This is a genomic window from Thomasclavelia saccharogumia DSM 17460 (assembly GCF_000686665.1).
In the GTDB taxonomy this organism is placed as follows: domain Bacteria; phylum Bacillota_I; class Bacilli_A; order Erysipelotrichales; family Coprobacillaceae; genus Thomasclavelia; species Thomasclavelia saccharogumia.
The window spans coordinates 1-26,173 of sequence record NZ_JMLH01000008.1; the positions used below are offsets into that span (position 1 = coordinate 1).

A 26,173-nucleotide genomic window follows, 5' to 3' on the forward strand; every position below is an offset into this window, starting at 1 on the left:
GATGACACATATGATCATGCAGTTAATGGAGCAGCATGAAAGGAACAAGGGGATATTTGAAACGATACATAAAATGGCGCTAAGAATAAAAGAAGCACTTAGGACACAAGCCCTAAGTGCAAGTGATGTAAGGGAAATAGCGCAACCTTTACATCTAAGTAGAATATCTCTATAGATATTGTACCATGAGGACCTTGAAAAGTAAAAAAAAACAGTAAAAAATTCACAGGGTCTTTTTGCCCAAAAAAACAGAAAAAAATATAGCAGTCATAAACACTTAAGATATTTATCATTAAAACTGCTTAAATTAAAAAATTTACTCGTCGTTGCTGTTCAAAGCTGAATGCTTATTAACAATAGATTAAAAACATGTTAAAATAATTGTATAGCAAAATTATATAAAGAGCTAATAATTAAAATTTAAATGATTTTTATGAAAGATTTAAAAAATTAAATTAGCTGGAAGTATGTGAAAACTTTGAAAATTTAGGTAGTTATCTTTTTTGATTTTAAGATGTTTGTCTAGTATTAGAAATTAGTATAAGCAGTATTTTAATAGGATACATAATGATTTTAATAATAAAGATGAGTGTTCTAATATACTTATTTAAATAAGTATATTATTTTAGAGGCATTAGCTTTTATTTAAGTTACTGGTTAAAGTAAAATAATTAAAATCATAAATATGGGTTTATTTCATATACTTCAATTCTTTATATCTTTTACCGTAATCAGCCACGGTTTAAACGGTTGATAGAAAGGAGAGGTATATTTATAGATAATTAATACAGAGATTATTTATAATATACTAGAAAATAAATATGCCATTTATTTCATTTACAACAAATCATAAACTAACTCTTAGACAAGAAAATGATATTGCTAAAAAGACAGGTGAATTAATTACGATTTTACCTGGAAAAAAAGAGGAAAATTTAATGCTTCATTTAGAAGATAACCAAATTATGTATTTTAGAGGTGAAGATATTCCATGTATGATGATAGCTATAAAATTATATAGATCAATTGATTTTGAAGCTAAAAAGAAGTTTACTGAAGAACTAATAAAAATGATCAAAGATACAACTAATATTGATCCTAAAGATATATATGTTTCATTTGATGAATATCAAAATTGGGGAAAGCAGGGAACACTTTTTTGATTAATACTGCTGGATTTTAATGGTAAATTAAGTTTTGAAAAGATAGTAGCTAGTTGTAAATCTTGTTTAATAATCAATAACTAAAAAAGAGATTAAAGACTGTGTATTTATTAGCGGATAGAAAATCTCTTTTTTATTCTAAATAAGAGAAACTGATTTTATTTTTAATAATGTAACTTAATGTACAGTAATTGTAAAATATTAGTTAGATGTATAAAAAAATAGTTGGTCAAAAAAGGGGAAAAGAACTATTTGTAATGAAAAAAGACTGATGAATATTTGATCTGCATCATTTTATATATAAGATTGAAAAGTAATAAATTAATTAGAAAAATAATTATTTTCAATAAGAAAGTCTAAAATTTTGAATTTTTATTTATTATTTTTTTAAATGTACCAAAAAATTAATGTATATAACCGGTTGATATTTTACATATTTGAAGAGATAAAGTAGAATTAAAGTACTGGAGGAAAATGTATGGGAGATATTAGCAATGGTACAAGAATTTTGTTAACAGAGTATCTTTTAAAAAGATTAACAGATGAAAATCATGCTCTTTCTAGAGATGAGCTGATTTTAAGAATAGGTGAATTAGGAACTAGCATATCAAGTAATACTATTAAGGCTGATATTGAATCGATAAAATCATTTAACGATATCATTAATAATCATCAAGATAAATTATTGGCACCTTTTAATGCTGCTAAAAGTGGTAAAATTGAGTATACCACAAAGCAAAAAAGAGGAGCGTTTGTTGAAAAGACATTTTATAATGATATTGAATTAATCGTATTAACAAGGTTATTACGGAAGTGTTTATGTTTAGATAAAAAAAATAATTCTAAATTAATTGAGAAGGTATTGTCGGATACATCATTACATAAGATCAATCAATATCGTTTATTAGATAATTTAAATGAAGAGGATTTTCAAAATAATACTCTTACATATTTGGAGAAAATAATTAGTGCTATAAATAATTTTAATTGCGTATTATTTAAACGACTAGATTATGTTGTAAATGAAAATGAGTTAAAAGAAGTAATGGCTAATAAAGCTGTTTTGATGTTTCCAACTAATATTGATATTATTGATAATCAACTTTATCTAGTGGGGTATCATATTAATAGTGGTGAGAATTTAGAATTAGAATATTATCGTATTGATCGTTTGGCTGAATTGAGGGTGGTAAGAACGCCTAAATATGTCCAAAATAAAGTTGCGTCATTTAAGGATAAAATTTGGCAGTTTAATGATCCTCTACATATTGCAAATGATGTTTTAATAAATTTACAAATTAGAGTGTACGCAGTTAATAGTAATAAAGTTTTTGAAATGTTGCACGATCGTTTTAAAGATAGTGCTTTTATAGTTAATCAATTTCATCAATTTGTAGATATTTCGATTGAAAATGCTATTTATGATGAAAGTCTTGTAGGCTGGTTTTTACAATTAGCTAACTATATTGAAGTTTTTAAACCGTTAGAATTAAGGGATAAGATTAAAGAAGAGATTCGTAAAATGAATATGATGTATCGTAGTTAAAGCAGTTCTCTTTATGGGAACTGTTTATTTTTTGTTTGTATAACTTATTAATAAGAAGGGGAGAGTATAATGAATTTGAATGAATTGTTTGGAAAACATTTGGAAGATGTAGTAATATATCAGACTATACCAATAGATATTATTAAATATAAGTATAACCCACATATTAAATCTATTTTTTGGTAGTTGGTAGAAAGGAAATAGAAAAAATAATTTTTTAAAAGTAGAAAATATCAGAAAGAGCTGGTAAATAGACTGTATAGATCAAGAAGGAATCATGTATTTACACCTACTTATATAAATATTATCTTTGGACTTTTAAAAGGATTATTAGAATATGCTAATTGAGAGAAATATATTTAGTTGTGATTTCATAATAAAATAGTCTATGTATGAATAAAGAAAGGAAGATATACATTTTTTGGTTTTTTTCTTACTTTAGGGTAAATGTAAAAAAAGGGATTTTTTATGCTACTGATAAAATATAGTGGTTTTTGAAATCTCTTATTTTTAATTACCCATTATTGAGTAAGAACCTTGCATACGGCAATTGTTCTCTTTTTTATGAAATTTCTTGAAATATTTAGTTTGTCTCCTAAAGTGGCCCCTAACTTTTAACAGAGTTTTCTCAAAACCCCTAAAGTTGTCCCCTAAATTATTTGGTTACCCTTTTTTTATTCTTTATTCATCTTTGATTCAACTTCTTGTATGTTAATATCACCTGCATTTATAGTTATAGAATTATGAATAATTCTATCCATTATTGCATCTGCATGTACCCTGCCACCAAGTCTGGCATGCTACCATGATTCTATCTTAAATTGAGTAGAGTCAAACTAATACATCTTTTGTATAGCATGAGCGAATATATGATATTCACCATGCAAAGCACATCTTAGTTTCACACTCATTATATCAAAATTTAAAGAAAACTTTTATTAATGCGAAATTTTGATATAATTTGTTAACAATCGAAGTACAATAATAAATTTGTATTTCTTTTTAATATTTGCGTTTTAATAATGCACCATAATAACTTAGCATGTATTCTAATCTTTTTGTTTCAAGATTGCAATTTATGAATTGACAATTTTTTACATTTAACGAATACTCAATATTTTCAAATATATTAAATTTCATCTGATCTATGCTATATTCTATAATTTGATTATCGCTTGAATTACTCAGAACGTTTTTTTCATTTTTATTAAAAATTATTGAATGAATATTAATTTGCATATTCTTATTTAATACGCATTTTTGTAAATTTAAATCATGTTTGTTTTCAATGCTAGCTATATTGATGCTGTTATCATCACACAAGTAGATAAGTTCATTTAATATTTTTCTATAAAGAACACATTTTAAATTGAGATTAGATTTAATAAATTGTTCGTCATAAAATTCTTTTATAATAACTATATTTCCACTGACTGTCCATAAAATAATACTGTCATTTTGAAAATTAATTCCCTTTAAACAATCATTTTCAAATTGTTTTTTATATTTTAAAATAAGCATATCATTTTCAAATTGGTGTATTTCTATACTATGTTCATCTCTATAAACGATATATTTTTTATCCCTATATTCATAAAATGATATTTTTTTTGTTTTATTTATGGAAAAACTATTTAATAAATAAGATTCATTTTTTTTCTCTAAAAATATATTGCCTTCTCTATCAATAATTATAAATTGATTATCAATGGTCATAAAATCAATTATTGAATAATTGATTTTATGTGAATTTATATTATATAATTCATTATTTTTACAATAATAATTGTAAATGTAATTATTACTTAATATATTTAGAATGCCATTATCTGGGTTATATTTGAATTGTTCAACAAAATCAAATATCTTATTTTTTAAAGATAATTCATTAACCAAATCAAAATTATACTTGAACAATAGATTATCTAATGTTAATACAATAAAACAATATTCATTTTTTATTGAAACAACTTTTTTAATACCAAAGTTGGAAAAATGATTACTAAATTCTTTTATTTCTTTTCCATTATTTATATTGAACACTTTTATTTTTGGTGATGATAGTGAATATATTAATACATATTTACCATCATAACTGTAAAGAGAATGGTATAATTCATCAATTACTTTTATTTCATGAAAGTTATCTTTGTTATCTATAGTATATTCTTTGACAGTTCTATCCCACGAACTAGAAATAACAGTATTTTTTGTAATATCTATATCTATGTCTTCAATTGCTTTAGTATGATGATCATAGATTATTGCATCTTTAACAATAATTTTTTTTTGATTAAAGTCTGTTAATTTCCACCCTCTTATTGTACCATCTGCACTACATGAAAATAACTGTTGTGATTTTTTATGATAGCATAGTCCAGTAATTACATCTTTATGTCCTACATATTCTATAATATTCATATTATCATTTTCCATTCGATGAACAGTATATTCTTTAACAAGATAATCTGTTCCACCAGAAGCAATTCGTGATTCATCTGGACTATAAGTACAATATGCAACACCATTATTTTTATGATACTTATAAATATAATATGGTTCATCTACAATGTGTATTTCTGGATTATTATTTTTTAAAAATTCTACAACATCACCATTGCCATATGAAGCAAGAATGTACTCTTCAGTTTTGTTATAAATTGCATTATTTGCAATTTCTACATCATTATTATGATATTCACATAATAGTGATCCTGTATTATAATCGTATTCTCGTATTATTCCATCCAAAGATGAAGTTAAAATAACAGTATTATTGTAGTTATATATTGCTCGTGTAATAATTCCATTATTACCACCAAATTTTCGATAACCATTTTTTGGGAGTCCTACATCAAATTCAAGAACATCACGCCCAAAACATGCTAGTATTTTTTTTCCATCATTTCTGTAAAGTGCATTTTCAACTTCATTATCTGTACCAAAATAAATATACTCTATTTTTTCTGTTTTAATATTCCATTCTTGTACTGTTCCATTGCATGATGCGATAACGATTCGATCATTTATTTTGGGATGATAAACTGCACCATTTAAAACAGTTCCATCAAAATCTGACAAAAAGGAATCTTCTTTAAAAGTACAACTATAAAAATCAGAATTATCATTATCTGTATGAAAATTTATACCTGATAGTTGACAATTTGAGAAATCAAGGTCATAAAATTGCCCAATAATATTATTATTTTTAGCATTTTTCCATATTTCTAATAAATTTGAAAGTATATAATCATTTTCTTTAGTGTAAAAAGTGCATTTATCCAAAACTTTATGTTTTAAGAATGTACCAATAGTATAAGAATTAGTATTGTATTCGTGAAGTATTTCTCCAATATAAGTTAAAATTATAGAATTAAGTTGATTGTTAATTAATAAATTTTTACCATTATTATTATATTTTAAATCATTAATAATATATTGTGAGGCAAAAAAATCTCTTATATGTTGATGAAAAAATTTATATACCATAATATTTTCTTGATCTTTTCTACCAATTAAAATCCTGAGATTATTTCTTAACGTATAGATTAATTGTGCTTCTTTATTGAAATAAGAATTATAAAACTCATCCATTAAATGCACATCATCAATATCGTTAATGTATATTTCTTGCTTATTATATAATTCAAAATAGTTGTTAATAATAGATTTAAGTTGTAGATGACTAATCTCGATTTTATCTAAAATAAATACCATTTGATAAGCAATATAGGGTACGACATATTTGAACAATAGGGAAATGTCTTCATAAAATTTAATAGATTTATACCGTTTATATTGATTGTAAAACTCATTTTTTTTGGAGTATTTGGGGTAAAAGAATATATCTAATAATTCTCCTTTAGTTGATATTTGAGATAAATTCTCTTTTTTATTTTTTGTTTTTAGTTCAATGTAAATAGTTAGAAATAGAGGAATTGTTAGAATTTTAAACAATTCAATTCTTTCATTTGATACATTAATTTTTTTTGTTTTTAAATATTGATAAACCTGTGGAATGGTTAAAGCTTTTAGCTCAATATGGCTTAACTCATCAATATGAATGCCATCATAATAGCGATCACTTATGATAATTTGTACATTCTCGAAACGTTTTACATAAGAAATACATTTTTCAGCTATATTTCTTTTAGATTCTGCAATCTCATTAAATCCATCTAATAAAAGTGTAAAATGCATAGAAAATTCATCTTTCCATAATTTTTCAAATAAATCATATGTAATATCTTCATTTTTTAAATAATAGTCAAAAATATAAACCATTAAACCATTATCATTAACATCTTTTTCTTTTAGGTAATTTGAAAAATTGGCTAATTCAATAAAAAAGAAAGTCTCAAAATCATTGTTTTGATTAATATAATTTTCCATAATATATCTTAATGTTACTTTTTTTCCTATTCCACCTTCTCCAAATACAAGGCAAGAGCGCCCATTTAAAGTATCCATTAATTTATCTGATGAAATAGTTTTATTTCTATAATAAAATAATGTGTCAAAATGATCTAACGACAGATATGGCATAATGTTTGTATCTATTTCAAAATTTTTTTTATAATTTACTTTTGTTAAATTATTTAGTGTATGTGCAATACCAAATATTTGAGGATTATCAAAATAACTTTTCAATATATTATTAATTGAGTTGTAGCTGTTTATATTTTGCTTGATTTTACTAATTAAGCAAAATAAATCATTGCTTTGATAATTAATTGTTAACTTTTCTGGGTTAATTTTATTCAAAATGTTAAGTATTAATTTTGTTTTAGTATGCAATATATTTGTATTTTCATTTATTTGAATTATTTCTTTCATTTTATTAAATATTTCAATTAAATAGATTGTATATTTTTCATCATCAGAAAAATTCAAATAATCTTTATTATATACTTTATATAATCCACCACAAAACTCATCTGCTTGTTCTGTAGATAAATTCAATTTTTTAATTGCCTTTTTATCAATATCATATGTAAATACTTCTTTTAATATTAGCATTATTACAGATATTTTATGATTATTTGAAAAAAAATTATTAAAATTATTTTTTAAATAATCTGAAAACTGTTGATTATCATTTTCATCTTCAATATATGTTTTAGCAATATCAATAAATTGATATATCTTTATATATTCAATTTTAAAAGGTTTCCAATTTTGATGCTCATTTAATATTTTATTATCTAAACAATACATTATATTTACAGCTTTTTTTATTGCATCAAAATATTTTTCTTCTTGTGGATGAAATTTATAAAATTTAAAAGAATAAATTTCTAAATTATTATTTTTTCGATTATATAATTCTACTAAATCTCTTGCATATTTTATTAAATCATATAAAAATTTATCAAAATTATTTTCATTGAGCAATTCTGTAATAATATTTAAATTATTAGTTTTATAAAATGGATAACTATCTAAGCTATTCAGTAAATAGTCCTTGACTTTTTCCATAAATCTATTTTGTATATATTCAAAAATTTTTTTATATTCGTCTAATTGTTGACGTATTGAAGTATATCTAGCATCATCAATCATTTTATCTTCGATAATATTAAATAGGTTATTATTACCTAGAGAAACATTAAGATTAAATAGAAGTTTCCATCTTTTCGTTATATCTGAATAATATGAAGTATAATTATACGTACTTAAATATTTTCTATCTTGACTTGATGTAAATCCTTTATTATAAAATTCATTACGATCACTAAAATTTTGGGAATCTAAACACAATTCATAAAATAATAATTTTCCGTATTCAGATGCACCAATACTTATCCAATTTGGATTTGGATTTTTTAACTTATACGTTCTGTAAATTTCAAAACAGTTACCTTTATTGGTAAATAATGTAATAGACCCAATTTTGTAATTAATATCAATCGATTTATCAAAATAGATGTAGGCCTTCTCATAATTGTTTTTAATCTTTTTAAAACTATTATCATCTTTAATATTCAAATCACAAAATAATTTAGTTAGTTCTTTTCTTATAATAAGCATAATTTTTTTTATATTAGTTTCATAATCAAAAATTTTTATATTAAAAGATGTATTGATATTTTCCTGCATAATTGAATTTATTATCGTACGTAAATCATTTATTGTAATATAATCATTTCTATCCATTTTAAATATCTCCTCTTTTAATTTTAATCTAATTTTACTATATCAGAAAAAATAACAATAAGATAATATTGTAAAGAAAAAGTTTTTGTTATTGGAAAAAAAATGTAATTGATTTGAAAAAAACTTATATGAATAAATCGAATTTTTTCATATATGGTAATTATATTTTTATTCATGAGTTTTTTTAGATTGTACTTTTAATATTTGATAACACAATAATGGTATAATGGTAATGTAAAAGGGAGGGATCGTATCATGTTAAATTAATAGCAAATATTGGAGTTGCATAATAATAATGTGAAAAAAGGAGGATAATCATATGATTGATTTACAAAAAATGTTTTATGAAAATCAGTTTGCAATTAATGGTATACTTAGTCTTATAAATATATGTTCTGTCATTATAAATGTCTATATTGGATATAAAAATTACAAAATTACAGAGAAAAAAGAAATGCCTTGCTTAATGATAGAACGTGTTCAGTCTACACCTTGTCAAAACAAAAGAAAAAATGGCGTAACGTTAATCAATGGCTATTATCATAGGCGATTTTATCATGATATTCCTTATTTGGATGACTTAACAATTAATGGCAATGTACCAATAAATGAATTAGATAGGAATAAACTATCTGAATCTTTGAATAGGGTTTCTAATGTATATTTTCATAATTTTAATAACCATTTAGGAATAGTATTTAATCTCTTAAATCCAAGTGGGAGCCAAAATGATCGAGAAAAACATATAGTTTTGGATCAATCGATGGTTATTGTGAAAGTAAAAAATATCGGTAACACCATTACCTCGCTATTAGTTAGAGGAGCCGATATCACATATGTTAATGGGAATCATCGTCATTTAAGTGGATTATCAAAAAGTCTTAATAAAATTTTGAGAACGAATGATAGTTTATATTTAGGATTTGATGAAATTACAAATAATTTTATTGATTCCATTTGTAAAATTTCAAGAGAGTTATATGAAACATTGGTATATGGCACAGATCTTGATAGCATACCCGTTAATCCATATATTTTAAATTATATAGAAATTGGTATAGAATTGGAGATTTGTACACAAGATGGAAGATATCTACAAACTTTATACATCAAAAAAAATGAGGATTTACAAGAAATGGAGTATGGTTATACAAAACCTGTAGTAATTAAATAATAACTTTATAATTAAAATATAAAATTTTATTAAAACTATTGATATATTGTAAGCGGTAAATACACTATATTATTTACCGCTTAAAGAAGAAATTTTAGAAATGTATTACAGTAAATCTGAAAAAACAACTAATTTTAAAATTAAGAGTCTTAGTAATGATAGTATTCAAACTAGGTGGTTAAAAACTACAATATTAGTAATAATATCACAATAAATTAATACAAAAAGAGTTGAATTATGGAAGAAATATTACTTTATTTTTTATTGAAATACAACAGTGATTTTGATGGAATATATAATGCTGTAAAAAATAAAGAACAAGTTAATGATGAATAAAAAAAAGATTTATTTAAAAAATTAAAAAGTAATTACACAATTATCATATCTAAAGATTATCCACAAGCATTAAAAAATTATGTGTCCTCCATAAGCACAAAAAGAACTAGCAGTTCAGTTAGAAAATGCAGTAGAAAATAAAAAAGTTTCTATAGATTGAAGAAACTTTGTTATGTATGTCAGTTAACAAAAAATGACTATGAAATTTGTTAAAAAATGGGGCGGACGATGGGGATCGAACCAAAAAATTAATTTCATAAGTAAAAAAGTAAAGGGTGTCAGTAAGATGACACCTTTTACTTTTTTTAATTAATTAATTCTTGGAGGGTTTATTAATCATGATTACAAACGGGGATTATGTTAAATATGATATTTTTCCTACTGCTGAGTCAGTATGGGAGTTTCTTAATAAAGGAATTATTTATTCAAAGATTGAAAATTTTCGTGATGAAATCACGAAACTAGTTGAGTATAAAAAAGCCAATTTGTATGGCTATAAGCAAAAAGAAGGTAAACGTAAGTATGAAAATATTTTCGCGCATTCCTTAGAAATATTAATACCTAAATGTATTTCAGATGATCAATATGATCAGTTTATTCATAAGTACATTGTTAATCTAGATAAACGCTTTAAAAACTTACTTTATGTATATAAAAAGGCAACAAGACATGATGCGCGATATTGTATGGTGATGCTTTTTCCTAGGTATGTATATAAGAAAAAGCATTATCGGACGCAAAAATGGACTTTTGATTATTGGTGGAATCCAAAAACGAAAAAAAGATCTAAGCCTAATGATCCGCAATCTATCTTACTGCACAAAAAAGGTGATGTAAAGCTAGATAAAGATGGGAAACCGATAAGAAAACTTTTAGATGTAAAAGCAAAGGCCGAACGCGTATTTACATATAGTAGTTTTAGAAAATTCAGTAATAGGCTGAAAGAAAAATTACTTTTAACAACTACTGAATTTGAAGGAGGGAAAGACAGCTATAAAAGAATTTCAAAGATAACAGTAAATTCTGATGATAGCAAATTAGTAAAAAAACTTAAGATAAAGCGCAATAGCTTTATTGAAGGAATAAATCGCTATTTATTTAACTACCAAGAGTCAGCAGTAATGATGAGGGCAGAAGACTGGTTAGATGAGAAATTAGAAGACTTTTATATAGCAGTGAATCGCATGATTCATGTTGATAAGATTGAAGGTCATAAAGTTCTATCTTTTGTTAAAGAATGGTGGATAAATGAAGTTTTAGATTAATAAATTTGCAAATAATGCATGTTTATATATTCGAGATCTTTAACAATTTAATAGGATTGATTAATACTTTTACTGCAAAAATGAGCTGTGACAAAATAGCGCCACGACCTTGTTTCGCAAGCGAGCGATTATATTATTTATGTCAATTATTCTTAGCAAGAATAAGCCATGATCTTTTGTAGGATAATGATACTCTCGCTTTGCTATTTGCAAAAATAGGAGTGAATAGACCATAAGAATGGATATCTGATCTTTACCCGCTCTTTAAATAGATGGTAAATCAGGTGAGATGTAGCTACACATCGTTAATCAATTCAGCCCTCGGTGGGCAATTAATGCGTTTTTATACAATTCGCATTAATTATCTACTGAAAAGTATTTTAAGTTATGAGAGGAGGATTTTATTATGAGAATTATTTCAGTTATTAACGAAAAGGGAGGTGTTGGTAAAACAACTGCAGCAGTCAATATTGCATGTGGATTTGCAAAATCTTTAGCTGCTAAAGGAGAAAAAGTACTTTTAATAGATATGGACGCACAAGGAAACGCAACTAAATATTTTATGCCAGAGTATAAATCTATATCTTTAAAAGAATTTAATAGTTTGCAAGTTTCTAAAAATACAGATATTAGAGAATCGGTTTCAGTTATAAAAAAGACATTGCGTAAAAATCTTGGAGAGAGGGCGGACATAAATACTCTTCTTTTAAATGGTAAAGAAGTTATAAGAAAATGTATCTTTAAAACTGACTATGATGGGCTTTCAATTATCCCCTCTTTAGAAACCCAACTGATTAAAACAGATAAATTACTTGCTGCAAGCACGGGGCAAAGACATGCTATTTTAAAGCGTGCTTTAAGAGAAGTAAGAAATGAGTATAATTATGTAATTATTGATCATGCTCCTACTTTTAATAATATTACTGTTAATGGTCTTTTCTGTTCAAATGAGGTCATTATACCGATCAAACCAGGAGGATTTGAATTGGGCGGATTTATTGATACTATGGAGGAATTGTTCAATATTGAAGATGATTATGAATGTGAGTTTAAAATCAAGATTTTGATGAACATGATTCCAAGAGGAAATCGTCCAGATTATTTAAATTATATTAAAAAGATGAGGGAGTTTTTTAAAGAAAATGTGATAGATACTACTATTGGATTTCAAGATGCAGTTGCATCTCGTTCTACAATGACATCTAAAGTATTAATTTACGATTCTTCAAAAATAGGTAACGATTATCGAAATCTTATAAGTGAACTTATAAATAACTAAGGAGTTATATAGATGAAGGCTTTTATTTATATCGCTGGTAAAAAAGATATTGAAACGATTAAAAGTATCAATAGAGCAATGGATAATGGAATTAAAAATACTTATACAATCAATAACATTAAGTATAGCTGTTATATAGCATTTCAGAACGGTAACATATGTATTATGTTTAGCGACCATGGTCTTATTGCTGAAAAATACAATTTAGTCTGTATTAAACATATACAAATAGATAGTAAAAAATGTCATTATTTATGACATTTTTATTATTAGATAATAAAAAAAACATTAAAGAAGCTTTAATGTCTATTCAATTAACGAATAGATATTAACCTTATAAAAAACATTATAGTACCTATAATGTCTATTCAATTATAACTATAGCTACTTTATTCAAAGGAGGTAACATAACATGGCACTAGTTGACTTGATGGGGGATAATCCTAATGAAAACAGAATTTACAAACGTCCAAAGTTTGTCTTGATTGATATTGATGATATTATCCCAAACGAACTCAATGATGCACCAATTAATAACATTGAAGAATTAATGAAGTCATTAAAAGACGATGGCTTAATGAAACCACTTGAGGTATATAACTATTATGGAAAATATAAACTTATTGGTGGAGAGCGACGCTATATTGCTTTAAAAAAACTTATTGCTAATAATGAATTTGAGCCTGAAGTAATGTGCCTTTTATATAATTTTCCAGAAAATATAGATTCTGATACTATAAAAATGGCAATTATTCAAAGTAACGCTCAACGTCCAAGTAAAGAACACATCCTTCAAGACACAAAAAGTTTACTGGTTATTTATGATAACTTAGAGATTAAGCCAAAAGGTCTTAAAAGACAGTGGATAGCTAATAAATTAGGAATAAGCGAAAGAACAGTTCAGAACTATATTGCACAGCTTGAAGGAAAAACTGGGAAAAGCAATAAGAAGGAATTACCATTACAGTATCAAGCAATTAGAAAAAAATTAGAAGATTATTTTGATACTAAATGTACAATTACAGAAAATAATAAGATAACTATTAATTGTGTTGATATAGATCATCTAAATACAATTCTCGAAAAATTAGGATTAATAGATTAATTTATCCGTAAATTAAATAATTAAATGAAAGGGGAAGTAGCATGGTAAACTTGCCATGTTTTTATACATAAAAATGTATGAGTACAGTATAAACAATAAAAGATTTAAAAGCTTGTATGGTGTACAAAAGTATTATTTAAATAATTATAAAGGAATACTAAAAGATGGTTTTACTTTTCATTATAAAAATGATAATGAGGTATATCTCGTATTAAATATTAATAAAGTACACATCAGAACGTCAATCTTATTTGAAACATTATATTATCAAGGATATGATCTCGTGTTATTTGGTAAGTCTAATAATGATATTATGCAAACTATAATAGAATTATATAGTGAGTATTTAAGTTATGAAAGCTATTTATTATATGGGATAACTGATGACATTAATTTTTTCATGGAAAGTTCATATAAAAATTTTTCTAATCCAAAAGATTATATTACATCAGAAGAGATAAACATAATGGCTTATAAATGTGCAGAGTATGATTTGGAAAATGATAAAACAAAAAAATTTGATATGGTTTTTGCAGAGTATTTAAATATTTCTAAAAATGATTTAATAGAAGAATTTTATAATAAATATAATTATGATTATCATGAAAAGGTTCTAAAGGATCTAATTGTTATAATTTCTTTACCAATAGCATCTTCAATACTAAATGATTCTATTAGTAATTATCAAATTGCAAAAAAAGAATATTTGTACAATAAAAAAAATTCACAAAAATTGGCTCTATCAAAAATAAATAAGTATGGAGGAAAATTATGAATGGAAAAGATACACGAAGAAAAAACACGCGTAATTATCCACTGCTACAGTTAGCTGAACAGTGTGGTTATACAGTATTGCCTGTTGGAGGTAGTGGTAAATACTATAACTTAAAAGAACATGATAGTCTAATGATAAATACTAGGAAGAATACATTTTATCAGTACAGTTGTTCCTATGGTGGCGATTGTGTAGCATTCTTAATGAAATTTGGTAGAGATCCACGATTTAAAAGCTTAGATTTTTGTATAAGGTGGTTAGAGAAGGAATTAAAAATAGCACCTGCAAAAAAAATTGAAATACCTGTTACTAAATCAAAAATAGAATTAATAATTCCTGATCAAGATACTAATAATGATAAGGTTATTAAATATTTAACCGAAAAACGTTGTATCAGATTAGAAGTTGTTGAAAAAATGATTAAGAACAAATATATATATCAGGAGAAAAGTAAATTTCATAATTGTGTATTTGTCTCTTATAGTGATGATGGAAAACCTGTTTTTGCAAGTAAAAGATCATCTCAAGATCATTACAGATTTGTAGGTGATATTCCAGGCAGTGATTATAATCACTGCCTATTTATCAAAGGAAGCACTGATAATCTAGTAGTAACAGAGAGTATGATAGATGCAATGTCACTTATGACATTGCATTACGATGGCTTTATTGGGAATTTTAGTGAAAATTCTTTTTTAGCATTAAATAGTGTAAGTAAGTATAAAGCTATAATTCATCACTTATCAAAAAATAAAAATATTGATACTGTAATTTTAGCTTTAGATAATGATCAGGCAGGAATAAAAGCTTGTGAAATAATTAAAAAAGAAATAAAAGAATATAATAAATCTATTTGGGTATGCAATCATTTACCTGAAAATTGTAAAGACTGGAACGAAGAGTTAAAAAATTCTTTTTTAAAAAAGAACACATTAAAAAAATAAAAGGAGGTAAAAATGAATAAGAAAAAAATGTTTCTTTTAGCATTGCTTTTAATAATAAGTACAGCTTGTACAACAAAAAATGCTGAAATAAAAACAAATCATAAAGATGTATCAATAGAAAATAAATCGGATGCAGTATTTATATTTACAAATGAATTTCAAACGTCATTGACTGGATTTGATTTTTATTGGCCAATACCAAATAAATCGTGGAATAAAATCGTCTCAAATAAAGAAGATGATTGCATAATTTATGAAAATAAATCAAATAAAATCTATCTTTTAAAGAATATAGATTTGAAAGATTGTGCAGGAGCAAATATATATGATGAAAATTATTATGATTATCTTAAAGAATTAAATGGAAATGAAATACCGTATTATCTTTCAAATATTTTTAAAAAGTATTTGAAAGTAGATTATGAGGAAGGTTTTAATGAAAACTCTAATAAAATTGTTTATTCATCAAATAAGAAAAAATTTTATCATACTTCTGGAAAAGCAAAAATTAATAAACAAAATGTTTATTATGAGGCTGTTTTTTTTCAAGGTAATTATAATGTACCATCAATATGTTCCTTATATTCACCAACCGTTTTTATGATAACATATAATGACATAAATGATAAAAACGCAGTAGTAAATATGGTAGAAGAATTTCAGGAAAAATTATTTTTTAATGCTGACGAATAGACATGGCAAATTTGCCATGTCTTTATTATACACGCAAATTATAAATATTATATCTGAGGAGAATAATGATGAGATCAAAAATAAATGTAGAATTAGTAAAAGATAGACATGAATTCAAAAAAGTAGAACTACATGGTCATATTTTTAACGGAAAAATTCGTAATGTAACAAATGTTTATTATATGCAGATGGCTGTAAAACAGTCCGTCGATAAAATGATGAAAAAATACAGGATATATGATTATACAGAACTTGAATTAAATTTATATGTAACAGGTTTAACTGTCGCTTTAATTGAAGTAATAAATTTTTGCAGCTTGTATGGGATAAAATTAATATTACATCATTATTGTAAAGAAAAGGATGATTATTATAAACAAGATGTTTATTTGAAATATTAAAGAAGATTATTTTAGAAAGGAGAAACATATGTTAGGCATTAATTACAATAGGAAAGAAGACTTAATAAAAGATATTAATAGTGGTCGAATTCAGACAAAAATTTATAATTATTTCGCTGAGTTGCAAGAATTTAACGGAGATATTAATGAAAATGAAATATATGAATATTTTGAAGCTGAATTTAATGATATGGGTTTCATTGACTGGAAAATGATAAGCAATCCACAAAGTGAACTTGAATTAATATTACATAATTTGATTACCAATGTTTATACAAGATTTAATGAAGATAAAGTTTGTAAATTAGTGATCAAGTAGGAGGAATTAGGATGAGTTTATTTAAAAAAGGTAAAAATATTATTCTAGAAAAAAAGGATAATTATCTGATAAATACTGTAACAAATGAGAAGGTTGGAAAGGTAGAAGGTAATAAAATTGTATTTATAAAAAATCTTCCGGAAGGAAATTACATGATGAAAAAATAAATAGAGGAGAATTATATGAAGAAATTAAAATCAGTTATACTATTGATAACTCTAATTCTTGTATTTAATATAAATATTTCTTATGGAAGAGAAAATAAAATTAGTAATCATACAACACATATTGTTACTGTAGAGAAAAATAATTTATTAGCATTTATTCAAGATAGTAGATTACAACAAAATCATTCTATTGATGAAAATGATAATAGTACAGATAATGACAGTAAATCCACGAAAGTATGTGATTTTAATCCACAAAAGGTTGAAGTAACAAAAGATAACACTATAACTATTCCTGATGTATGCACTAATGCTTGCCTAAGCATTGGTTCTACGCAGGAAGCAGTAAATCAGTATGATATCTGTATTATGACTGAAGCAAATAATAGTAATTTTGGAGATGATAAACTTAGACCTGTTTTGCTTGGTGGACATAACACAAAATCACTAAAATATTTATATAGTGCACATCTAAACGATGTTATTACTGTTTATTATAACAATAATCAATATGAATATAAAATTATATACAGTAATGAATGTATCAATGACGGATATAAATTATATGATATTGATACAGGTATAAATATGCTTGATTATTATGTGAATCAGGAGATTTTATATATATATACATGTTATGGAAAAAATAACTGGTTAGTAAAAGCTGTCAGAATTTAATTAAAGGAGTAAAAATAATGATAATAAATTTAATACTGTTGGTTGTAGCGGATTTGTTTTTAGTCGCAGGTTATTATCTTCTTGAACTATTTGAACAGAAAATGCATTAAAATAATTGTGCTGGTAAAAAATAGCAATACTGTTCTAACAGTTTTGATCATATGCCAAAATATAGTATAATACAATAAATTTTAGATAATAAATTGGAGGAATTATATGATTCAAATTATAATCTCTGACACATGGGCAGAAAGAGAAAAATTGATTGGATATTCTAAAGAAAAAGGATTTTCTGAAACAATAAGTAGATTAAAGGAAATTAAATCAGATACGGATCTTGCAGGTATAGTTACATCTTCGTTTGAAAAATTAATACGGTTATTTACCCAATTTACCATAGTTGATGGTAGAAGCTGTGGTAGTTCTATCTTGATAAATAGCAAGAAAGAATTATATCAAGTTGTTGAAAGAAATATTATATCATTCCACGAAGGTTGGTTATTAATTCTTCACGATTTGAGCGAAGATATTGATGAATTATTTCGATATGGTGCAACTGATAATGCTGAAGATGTTATTTTTTTAAAAAATTTACTTTTGTTTTTGACATTTGTTGATATATATGATGATAGAGAAAAATTTTTAAATAGTAGAGATATTTGATATCTTTGCTATTTTTTATTGGTAACAAATTAATTATGTTTGGAGGTTGAATTGAAATGGAGCAAGAAAAAATTAGACAAAATTTAGAAAAATATATCGAAATTATAAAAAATAAAAATTTATCAGATCGAGAAGTAATTAATTATTTTGGAAAAATATTTAGTGATGAACTAATATATGTTGAAACAGCATTCCGTAATGATTATCGATTGTATATTAAGGGTTCTTGTGGAATAAGTTTAATAACTGTTATTAATTCTCCTGAAGATAGAATTGTTAGTTTATCATCACATTTTGCAAAAGATGAATATATAAGAAATGGTGTTACAATATTTGATGGAAGAGTAGTTGTTGAAAATATAAAAAACTTTAATCTTAATAAATTTTTTGATATAGATTTCAGTTTAGAAAACATTGAGCAAAATTTTAGTAGTGATGTACTTAAAACTTTTCCAAAGGAAATATTACAAGATGAGAAATATATATTTGATTTAATGATCAATGAAGCAATACAAGAACATAGAAAATTAAAAGAATATGGAAATGATGAATTAAAATCAGTTGAACATATTCTTTTTAATAATATAAATAAATTAAAAGATGATAAGCCTTTTTTCGATAAAGAGATGTATTTTTTCAATAACACATATCCTGAATTTTTAGATAAACAAATAGAAGATTACAAACGAGCCTTATATATTATTGAAAATAAAAATGCTTATAGAGATATGTTAATTAATGAAACTAATATTATGGATTATGAGTCAAATATATATAATTGCATAAGTGATATAACTAATTTATTTAATAAACGTGGAATTATATATCAAAAAAATGATTATGAGATAAAAGATGAAATATTTGCTAATGGAAAGAGTCAAATCATTGAAAATATACTTAAAGATATAAAACAAAAAATAGATAATTTGCAAAATGATTTAAAGGAGTTAAATGATGAGGTAAAACAATTGTTAGAAAAAAAATATAGTTTTACTGATATTGCAAGTGGTCAAAAAAGAAAGGATATGCTGTATTTAGAACAGCTTGGATGGATAGAAAATAATACATTAGAGGGAGAAGGGAAAATAGCTAAAGTAAGTTTAAAAATCATGGATTACAAAGATGCTTATGAAGAAATTTCTGAAAAATATGATTTACTAAAAAGTGATTTTCAAATAATGTTAAAAATGAAAAATAAAGAATTTAATTTAAAATATCCATTTAAAAATTATACAGTATTGCCTAAATTATATAAAGGGAATACCGACTATATCAATGATGAATTTACTGCTTTAACCAGTCTTGATAAATTGGTTAATAGAAAAGATGAATATATTGTTAAATTTAATGAATTAAAGGAAATCAAAGTAGATATCGATAAATTGAATAAAAAAAATAATAACTTAAAAACATCTGATTTAGAAAAGAAAAAGGACGTATATTCTAAGGGGTCAAACCATGGAAATGAGATAGAATATAAAAATAATTCACATATTATTAAAATGTAATGTATTCAAACTTAATCGATAAACTGTATTCCGCCTATAATCAACAGCAGTAGAAAATTTTTAATTTTCGGCGGATGTTGGGTGATACATGTTCCTCTCCTATTGTATCGCCCTTAATTTTTAGAGTTATATGACTGGTTAATAATTATTTTACCAATATTCAAAAGTTTCAATTTGTAGCAATGTTACCTAAAGTAACATTGCTTTTTATATGCTATCTTCGTGAGGAGGGTTGTATGGATATTGGTGAACGATTAAAAAAACTTCGTATTGAAAGAAATTTAACACAATATGAAATAGAAGAATTAACTGGAATAAAAAGATCAACAATTGCGTTGTATGAGTCTGGTATAAGAAAACCACCTATTGATAAATTAATACAATTGGCTTTCCTATATAATGTGACTTTAGACTATATTTGTGGTATTGATAATCGCACTATAAAAACTAAATCAAATGAAAGTAAAGTATAGATATTATTTATCTAAAAAATAATAGAAAATGTTAGTTCAAACAGTGAATGAGATTTTTTATTTGAAGGGAGAAAAAATGAGAATAAAAAAAGTATTTAATACAAAGAAAAAGATTATTGCAGGCAGTATTATATTAGGAGTAGTTATAATTGCAACTGGTGCAATTTATGCTTTAACAAGATCACAAGAAGTATTGAAATTAAAGAAAGAGGAAATGATTATTGAATATGGTCAAGCGATTTCAACTGATCCTAAAGATTATTTGAATTTTGATGAGGTAGACAGTAAGAAAAAAATAGAAATTTTAAAAAATGCAAAACTTAAATCCAATATTAGTAATGAAGTTGAAATCATTACTAACGAAGACGGTTCGACAAGTGAAAAAGATAAAGGATATGCTAAAGCTGGTAACTATGAAATAACTTTAACTTATAAAAAAGAAAGTAAAACGGTAAAGATTAAAGTAAAAGATACAGTTGCTCCAGAACTAACAGTTCCTGAAAGGGTGGAAATAGTTCAGGGTACTGATCTATCAACTTATGATTTTAAATCATTAATGATGGCAACTGATTTAGCACAGTTATCTGATTATACGATCGATACTGCTATGATCGATGTAAACGTACCTGGTGAGTATAGTGCAAAAGTTAGTATTGAAGATACCAGTAAAAACAAAACAGAAAAAGAATTTAAGGTCATTGTTGTTGCACCTGCAGCTGATCCAAATGTAGAGATAACTAGTGAAGTTCAAACAGATCCAGTTACAGGGCAGAAAAAAACAGTTGTAACAACAAAACCAAAACAAAATACAACTACTAATAGTTCATCAAATTCTGGTAGTTCAAGTAGCAGTAATCATGGTTCTAATAAACCTTCTAGTGGAAATACAAATAATTCATCAAGTGGGAGTAGCAGTGGAGTAAAACAAAGTTTTGTTGCTAATATGAGTATATCGAATCAAACTACGCAGGCAATAACAGTTATTGGCAACGGTGGAAGCTATGCAACTTTAACGTTGCATACAAAACAGAATGGCATCTGGACAGAAACATTAAGTTGCTCTGCGCGAGTTGGAAAAAATGGTATTTCTTCTAATAAAAAAGAAGGGGATGGAAAAACCCCAACAGGAATTTATAGTTTTGGTCAAGCGTTTGGAGTAGCAGGAAATCCAGGTACTTCTAGAGGATGGCTACAAGTCAACAACAGCCATTATTGGGTTGATGATTCAAACAGCCTATATTACAACAAATTAGTTGATGCGAGTCAAACTGGTATCCAGTGGAGCAGTGCAGAGCATTTGGTTGCTTATCCAACAGCGTATAAATATGCTATTGCTGTTAATTATAATACCGCATGTACACCAGGTGCGGGTAGTGCTATTTTCCTGCACTGCTCAACAGGTGGATCAACAGCAGGATGTATAAGTGTGAGTCAGTCAAATATGATTCAAATTCTACGGAATTTACAAAATGATGCACTTATTGGAATTTATCTAAATTCAAATAATTTGTATTAAGAAGGATTAAAGAAATGAATTATAAAATTTCAAAAGAATATTCCGAAGCTATAGATACATTAAAAATTATAGCAATAGTTATGGTGGTGTACATTCATTCTGCAGGAGTAGTAATACATGAAAATATTGTAGAAGCAGGATGGTTAATAAATTTTAAGTATTTTATATCTAGCATAGTTTCTAGTTGTGCTGTACCTATTTTCTTTATGTTAACTGGTATTTTACTATATAAAAGAGATTTTACTTGGAAATATAATATAAAGAAAAAAGCAAAAACATTATTAATACCGTATTTGTTAGTGAATTTAATATGGATAATAATATTTTTAGTAGCCTATCAATTTGATTTTGCTAAATCTTTCTTTGTTAATAAAGATTGGATAATACAGGAGTGGAATATAAAAGATTGGATAGATGCATTTATAGGCAATCCGATGTATTCAATGGTTTTTCCGTTATGGTTTATAAGAGATTTGCTTGTTTTGAATATCTTATCAAAAATGATAAAAATATTGATTGACTATTATCCTAAGATATTATTTATTATTATGTTTTGTTTATGGATAGTTAATTTTAATCTTCATGTATTTTTCTTACAGTATCAGTCTTTATTTTTCTTTAGTATGGGCTATTACATAGTAAAATTTAAAATTAATTTAAACACAGCAAAGAAAGTTAATTTAACATGGTTAAGTATAATGTATATTCTAGTAATTATTTTAGAATTAATTACTAGAAATATATATATACATCAATTGCAGATTTTAATAAGTATTGTATTTTGGTTTAAAATAGTGATTAAAATTAAAAATAAAATTTTTATGAAGTATTCAAAATATGTTTTTGGAATATTTTTATTTCATGAATGGTCATTGACAATTCTAAAAAAAATATTAATTAAAGTAATTTCAATAAATAGTGTTAGTAATATATTTATATATGTGTTTGCACCAGTAATAATTATATTTTTACTTATATTCTTTTTAAAATTATTTGAAAGGTATGCAAACAGATTATATAAGATTGTAATGGGTTATAGATAAGCATAATTATTAAGGAAATGTAATAAATGATAAAATAACTAATAAGATGGAAATAATCTCCATCTTTTTCTTTTAGGATAGAAAAATATAGAGGTTCAAACCATAGACAATCTTTGAATTTTCTTTTTTGTTAAGGGGGATAGTGTATATGTTATATAAAAATATTAAATGTTCATTTTCAATATCGGATGATTTAATAACATATTTTTATATTTTTTATCCACTTATATTTTTTATGATATACTTTTCATATATAATAATTTGTGGAGGTAAATATTTAATGGATGGAGTTGTTATTGCAGCGTTAATTACTGGTACTGTATCGTTAATAGGAATTGTTGTTCAAATGCACCGCTCTCGAAGAACTGATGATAAAAGATTTGATGATTTAGAAAATGAATTACATAAAAAACATACTTTGGAAAAAGCAACAACATTTCACAACGAAACACAAAAAGAAATATTAGAAACGAGAAGGGATATAAAAAATAGAACTGATAACACAAAAGAAATTATTGTTACAAGTTTAAATCACATTTCTAATCATCTAAATTCATATCAGCAAAACATCTTATTGGCAAGCGGTCAAAATATTGATATTAAACATGCATTGGAAACAATAGAAGGAGTCATTCAAGAAAACGGAATTTTAAAAAGGGAAAAAAATGATTTGATTAAAAAAAATATTATTTTACAAAATCAAATAGAAATCTTAAAAAAAGAAAATAAAGAACTTCAGCAAAATATAAATCATATTAAAGAACGTGATATGGATGATTTTTCTTTATCGAGATAAATAGACAATAAAAAGATGGAAATAATATCCATTTTTTATCTTAGGAAGGTATAAAAAATTAAAATTATGATCAAAAAAATATTATATATTTTAGTATCTCGTATAATAAAAGGGCATATTTTATATAAGAAGTATATTTTTGTTGACGTACGCTATAACGTACGTTATAATAATGTAAAGGAGATGATATTATGAGTCAAATTTCAGTTACTAAGGCAAGAGAAAATATTTATCAATTATTATCAGATGTTAATGATAACTGTCAACCGATAATTATTACTAATAAAAATGGCAAAAATGGTGTTTTAATTAGTGAAGATGATTGGAATGCAATACAAGAGACGCTGTATTTAAATTCAGTTAGTGATTTAGCTAACACTATTATTGATGGAATGAATACAAGTATAGATGATTGTATTGATGAAAATGAGGTAGAATGGTAAATGTATCGAATTGTATATACAAAAAGGGCAGTTAAAGATATAAAGTATTTAAAAAGTGCTAAATTAGATGAAAAGGCAAAAAAACTTATAGAAATTGTAAGAAATAATCCATTTCAAAATCCACCTGCTTATGAAAAACTGGTTGGAAATTTGTCAGGTGCTTATTCAAGAAGAATTAATATACAGCATAGATTTGTTTATCAGGTCATTGAAGAAACATGTACTCACGAAAATATCTGTTACAATGGAACTGTTAAAATATTATCTATGTGGTCACATTATGAAAAGATATAAATTAATTATTCAAGACAAATATTCACTTTAAAAAAAGGAAGTATATTAAAATTACACAAAGAGGCAATTTGCCTCTTTTTTGTATCAAAAAAGGTATGAGAAGATTTATTAAAAATAAGAAAACGAAGAGGTAAAGAAATATAACATGAAAATTAGAACAAGAATAATGCTTGCTACACTTAAAAAAAATATATAAAAGATGAATAACATTCATCAATGATTGATTTCCAGTATTGCTTCCATTGTTCTTTTGTCATATTAACACCTCCACTTATTGATGACTCTATTATTATATATTGAGATGTTTTTTACTGTTAGGTGTATGCTATTTGACGCTTACGATTGATGAAAACCAATTGAATGATGAACAGGTTCAATATGTTATCAAAAATACAAATATAAATGAATATATTTCATATAATACACTTATTATTGCTAAAGCGTTAAAAGATGAGGTGTCCATAGAAGCTATAGAATATACTGCTGGTTTGCTTAACGATATGTGTGGAGTTAGTGAATTTGCTTTAGAAAATGGTAGAGGATTCTTATTTAACAAAGATGGTTCGATACTGAAATATTTATTAAATACTACAAATGTTAAATCTTTTATGGAATTAGATAAAATTAAATTAAAAAAAGCCGTAGAAATTTACAATGTATCACGAAACATGTGTACTATAAAGTTATATCGTATGGAAAAACTTTGGGAATTAATAATTGAAAATAACAGCATAAATGAAATAAATTGTTCTTTGATTGAAAAATATAATAATTCTGTTGTTGACTTTTTTACTAATGGACATGATATTAGTGAAAAAATTGTATCAAGGCCACCCTATATAAATGATCTGCTGGAAATAGGTTTGACGTTAGATGAAATAGCAAATATAGATTTTAAAAAGGTTGAATTATTTAATAATTTAATTCTAAAAAATTCTAATTATCTTATGAAGAACGATAAGTTTAAGGAGATAATATACGAAACTGATAACAGTGATTTTTATTTAAAACTGGAGAAAGTTGATTGTGTTAGACTAGTAAGTGATTTGAGTGAAGATACGGGTGTTAAAGAGGAATATTATAAAGATGTAGTAAAAGCATTAATGCTCAAAGAAGATGAAGATAAATACTTTATCCTAAAAGAAAATGTAGAATCTAATATAAGTGCACATTTTATTCAGTTCGTCCTTTCAAACCCTAATATTGAATTTATTTATGATGATAAATATACTCAGAAAAAAGAAGATGTGCTTGATCATATTAAAGAAAATGATGATTTAAAAAAATTGAGTATTTATGAGATGGATGATTCGAATAAGTTGGAATATGAAAATAAGTTGATAGAAGATGATGTACTTGAACAAGAAGGTGATTGTCTGAAATTTCATTTTTAATTGTTATATTTTTAAATGTTAAGAACATAGTTTATATTATTT

General features: G+C 25.2%; 24 protein-coding genes. 23 read left to right on the top strand and 1 reads right to left on the bottom strand.

Features of this window, described 5'->3' with window-relative positions:
• The first annotated feature begins 821 nt into the window (after positions 1-821).
• Positions 822-1,163 carry a phenylpyruvate tautomerase MIF-related protein gene (locus BR82_RS0103575; protein ID WP_027089057.1) on the top strand — a complete coding sequence of 114 codons (342 nt, stop codon included), beginning with the start codon at positions 822-824 and terminating at the stop codon, positions 1,161-1,163.
• Positions 1,164-1,641: 478 nt separating this feature from the next.
• On the top strand, positions 1,642-2,709 hold the full coding sequence (locus tag BR82_RS0103580; RefSeq protein ID WP_027089058.1) for a WCX domain-containing protein: 1,068 nt from the start codon (positions 1,642-1,644) through the stop codon (positions 2,707-2,709).
• A 1,002-nt stretch (positions 2,710-3,711) separates the two neighbouring features.
• On the opposite strand, the gene BR82_RS0103595 is transcribed toward BR82_RS0103580, so the two are convergent.
• A complete protein-coding gene (locus BR82_RS0103595; RefSeq protein WP_027089059.1) occupies positions 3,712-8,865 on the bottom strand; it encodes a WD40 repeat domain-containing protein in 5,154 nt (1,717 codons plus the stop codon).
• Positions 8,866-9,184: 319 nt separating this feature from the next.
• On the opposite strand from BR82_RS0103595, the gene BR82_RS0103600 reads away from it, so the two are divergent.
• From BR82_RS0103600 to BR82_RS0103710, 21 genes are all read left to right on the top strand, one after another.
• Positions 9,185-10,039, top strand: a complete 855-nt coding sequence (locus BR82_RS0103600; protein WP_027089060.1) for a hypothetical protein — start codon at positions 9,185-9,187, stop codon at positions 10,037-10,039.
• Positions 10,040-10,713: 674 nt separating this feature from the next.
• Positions 10,714-11,640, top strand: coding sequence for a hypothetical protein (locus BR82_RS0103610; RefSeq protein ID WP_027089061.1), 927 nt, complete (start codon positions 10,714-10,716; stop codon positions 11,638-11,640).
• 406 nt (positions 11,641-12,046) lie between these two features.
• A complete protein-coding gene (locus BR82_RS0103615) occupies positions 12,047-12,919 on the top strand; it encodes a ParA family protein (protein WP_027089062.1) in 873 nt (290 codons plus the stop codon).
• A gap of 12 nt (positions 12,920-12,931) precedes the next feature.
• Positions 12,932-13,177: a hypothetical protein gene (locus tag BR82_RS0103620; protein WP_027089063.1), complete on the top strand. Its 246-nt coding sequence runs from the start codon at positions 12,932-12,934 to the stop codon at positions 13,175-13,177.
• Positions 13,178-13,331: 154 nt separating this feature from the next.
• Entirely contained in the window at positions 13,332-14,024 is a 693-nt protein-coding gene (locus BR82_RS15080) for a ParB/RepB/Spo0J family partition protein (RefSeq protein ID WP_051592730.1), read from the top strand.
• A 55-nt stretch (positions 14,025-14,079) separates the two neighbouring features.
• On the top strand, positions 14,080-14,799 hold the full coding sequence (locus BR82_RS0103630; RefSeq protein ID WP_027089064.1) for a hypothetical protein: 720 nt from the start codon (positions 14,080-14,082) through the stop codon (positions 14,797-14,799).
• A complete protein-coding gene (locus tag BR82_RS0103635) occupies positions 14,796-15,743 on the top strand; it encodes a toprim domain-containing protein (RefSeq protein ID WP_027089065.1) in 948 nt (315 codons plus the stop codon). The genes BR82_RS0103630 and BR82_RS0103635 overlap by 4 nt, the downstream gene beginning before the upstream one ends.
• 12 nt (positions 15,744-15,755) lie before the next feature.
• Positions 15,756-16,436, top strand: a complete 681-nt coding sequence (locus BR82_RS0103640) for a hypothetical protein (protein WP_027089066.1) — start codon at positions 15,756-15,758, stop codon at positions 16,434-16,436.
• A gap of 68 nt (positions 16,437-16,504) precedes the next feature.
• Entirely contained in the window at positions 16,505-16,837 is a 333-nt protein-coding gene (locus BR82_RS0103645; RefSeq protein WP_034864080.1) for a hypothetical protein, read from the top strand.
• A gap of 28 nt (positions 16,838-16,865) precedes the next feature.
• A complete protein-coding gene (locus tag BR82_RS0103650) occupies positions 16,866-17,156 on the top strand; it encodes a hypothetical protein (protein WP_027089068.1) in 291 nt (96 codons plus the stop codon).
• Positions 17,157-17,167: 11 nt separating this feature from the next.
• Complete coding sequence (locus tag BR82_RS16960) at positions 17,168-17,323, top strand: hypothetical protein (protein ID WP_154659603.1); 156 nt, start codon at positions 17,168-17,170, stop codon at positions 17,321-17,323.
• A 15-nt stretch (positions 17,324-17,338) separates the two neighbouring features.
• On the top strand, positions 17,339-18,001 hold the full coding sequence (locus BR82_RS0103660; RefSeq protein WP_027089069.1) for a sortase family protein: 663 nt from the start codon (positions 17,339-17,341) through the stop codon (positions 17,999-18,001).
• Between the two features lie 216 nt (positions 18,002-18,217).
• Complete coding sequence (locus tag BR82_RS0103670; RefSeq protein WP_027089070.1) at positions 18,218-18,664, top strand: hypothetical protein; 447 nt, start codon at positions 18,218-18,220, stop codon at positions 18,662-18,664.
• A 56-nt stretch (positions 18,665-18,720) separates the two neighbouring features.
• On the top strand, positions 18,721-20,172 hold the full coding sequence (locus BR82_RS0103675) for a hypothetical protein (protein ID WP_027089071.1): 1,452 nt from the start codon (positions 18,721-18,723) through the stop codon (positions 20,170-20,172).
• 236 nt (positions 20,173-20,408) lie between these two features.
• Positions 20,409-20,645, top strand: a complete 237-nt coding sequence (locus BR82_RS0103680; protein WP_027089072.1) for a helix-turn-helix domain-containing protein — start codon at positions 20,409-20,411, stop codon at positions 20,643-20,645.
• 76 nt (positions 20,646-20,721) lie between these two features.
• The gene (locus BR82_RS0103685; RefSeq protein ID WP_034864083.1) at positions 20,722-22,161 is read left to right on the top strand and encodes a L,D-transpeptidase family protein; all 1,440 of its coding nucleotides are present in this window, start codon (positions 20,722-20,724) and stop codon (positions 22,159-22,161) included.
• 14 nt (positions 22,162-22,175) lie between these two features.
• Positions 22,176-23,204 carry an acyltransferase family protein gene (locus BR82_RS0103690; RefSeq protein WP_027089074.1) on the top strand — a complete coding sequence of 343 codons (1,029 nt, stop codon included), beginning with the start codon at positions 22,176-22,178 and terminating at the stop codon, positions 23,202-23,204.
• 280 nt (positions 23,205-23,484) lie between these two features.
• Entirely contained in the window at positions 23,485-24,000 is a 516-nt protein-coding gene (locus BR82_RS0103695; RefSeq protein WP_147590203.1) for a hypothetical protein, read from the top strand.
• A gap of 191 nt (positions 24,001-24,191) precedes the next feature.
• Positions 24,192-24,443 (top strand): type II toxin-antitoxin system Phd/YefM family antitoxin, encoded by a 252-nt coding sequence (locus BR82_RS0103700; RefSeq protein ID WP_027089076.1) that lies wholly within the window; start codon positions 24,192-24,194, stop codon positions 24,441-24,443.
• Complete coding sequence (locus tag BR82_RS0103705) at positions 24,444-24,737, top strand: Txe/YoeB family addiction module toxin (protein ID WP_027089077.1); 294 nt, start codon at positions 24,444-24,446, stop codon at positions 24,735-24,737.
• A gap of 329 nt (positions 24,738-25,066) precedes the next feature.
• Positions 25,067-26,131: a hypothetical protein gene (locus BR82_RS0103710; protein WP_027089078.1), complete on the top strand. Its 1,065-nt coding sequence runs from the start codon at positions 25,067-25,069 to the stop codon at positions 26,129-26,131.
• Positions 26,132-26,173: the final 42 nt, after the last annotated feature.

Coding starts and splice junctions, on each gene's coding strand:
- BR82_RS0103690 (WP_027089074.1), top strand. CDS start 22,176: ATGAATTATAAAATTTCAAAAGAATATTCCGAAGCTATAGATACATTA.
- BR82_RS0103695 (WP_147590203.1), top strand. CDS start 23,485: ATGGATGGAGTTGTTATTGCAGCGTTAATTACTGGTACTGTATCGTTA.
- BR82_RS0103575 (WP_027089057.1), top strand. CDS start 822: ATGCCATTTATTTCATTTACAACAAATCATAAACTAACTCTTAGACAA.
- BR82_RS0103705 (WP_027089077.1), top strand. CDS start 24,444: ATGTATCGAATTGTATATACAAAAAGGGCAGTTAAAGATATAAAGTAT.
- BR82_RS0103580 (WP_027089058.1), top strand. CDS start 1,642: ATGGGAGATATTAGCAATGGTACAAGAATTTTGTTAACAGAGTATCTT.
- BR82_RS0103680 (WP_027089072.1), top strand. CDS start 20,409: ATGGATATTGGTGAACGATTAAAAAAACTTCGTATTGAAAGAAATTTA.
- BR82_RS0103630 (WP_027089064.1), top strand. CDS start 14,080: ATGTTTTTATACATAAAAATGTATGAGTACAGTATAAACAATAAAAGA.
- BR82_RS0103675 (WP_027089071.1), top strand. CDS start 18,721: ATGGAGCAAGAAAAAATTAGACAAAATTTAGAAAAATATATCGAAATT.
- BR82_RS15080 (WP_051592730.1), top strand. CDS start 13,332: ATGGCACTAGTTGACTTGATGGGGGATAATCCTAATGAAAACAGAATT.
- BR82_RS0103610 (WP_027089061.1), top strand. CDS start 10,714: ATGATTACAAACGGGGATTATGTTAAATATGATATTTTTCCTACTGCT.
- BR82_RS0103615 (WP_027089062.1), top strand. CDS start 12,047: ATGAGAATTATTTCAGTTATTAACGAAAAGGGAGGTGTTGGTAAAACA.
- BR82_RS0103645 (WP_034864080.1), top strand. CDS start 16,505: ATGAGATCAAAAATAAATGTAGAATTAGTAAAAGATAGACATGAATTC.
- BR82_RS0103700 (WP_027089076.1), top strand. CDS start 24,192: ATGAGTCAAATTTCAGTTACTAAGGCAAGAGAAAATATTTATCAATTA.
- BR82_RS0103650 (WP_027089068.1), top strand. CDS start 16,866: ATGTTAGGCATTAATTACAATAGGAAAGAAGACTTAATAAAAGATATT.
- BR82_RS0103640 (WP_027089066.1), top strand. CDS start 15,756: ATGAATAAGAAAAAAATGTTTCTTTTAGCATTGCTTTTAATAATAAGT.
- BR82_RS0103600 (WP_027089060.1), top strand. CDS start 9,185: ATGATTGATTTACAAAAAATGTTTTATGAAAATCAGTTTGCAATTAAT.
- BR82_RS0103670 (WP_027089070.1), top strand. CDS start 18,218: ATGATTCAAATTATAATCTCTGACACATGGGCAGAAAGAGAAAAATTG.
- BR82_RS0103620 (WP_027089063.1), top strand. CDS start 12,932: ATGAAGGCTTTTATTTATATCGCTGGTAAAAAAGATATTGAAACGATT.
- BR82_RS16960 (WP_154659603.1), top strand. CDS start 17,168: ATGAGTTTATTTAAAAAAGGTAAAAATATTATTCTAGAAAAAAAGGAT.
- BR82_RS0103595 (WP_027089059.1), bottom strand. CDS start 8,865: ATGGATAGAAATGATTATATTACAATAAATGATTTACGTACGATAATA.
- BR82_RS0103635 (WP_027089065.1), top strand. CDS start 14,796: ATGAATGGAAAAGATACACGAAGAAAAAACACGCGTAATTATCCACTG.
- BR82_RS0103660 (WP_027089069.1), top strand. CDS start 17,339: ATGAAGAAATTAAAATCAGTTATACTATTGATAACTCTAATTCTTGTA.
- BR82_RS0103685 (WP_034864083.1), top strand. CDS start 20,722: ATGAGAATAAAAAAAGTATTTAATACAAAGAAAAAGATTATTGCAGGC.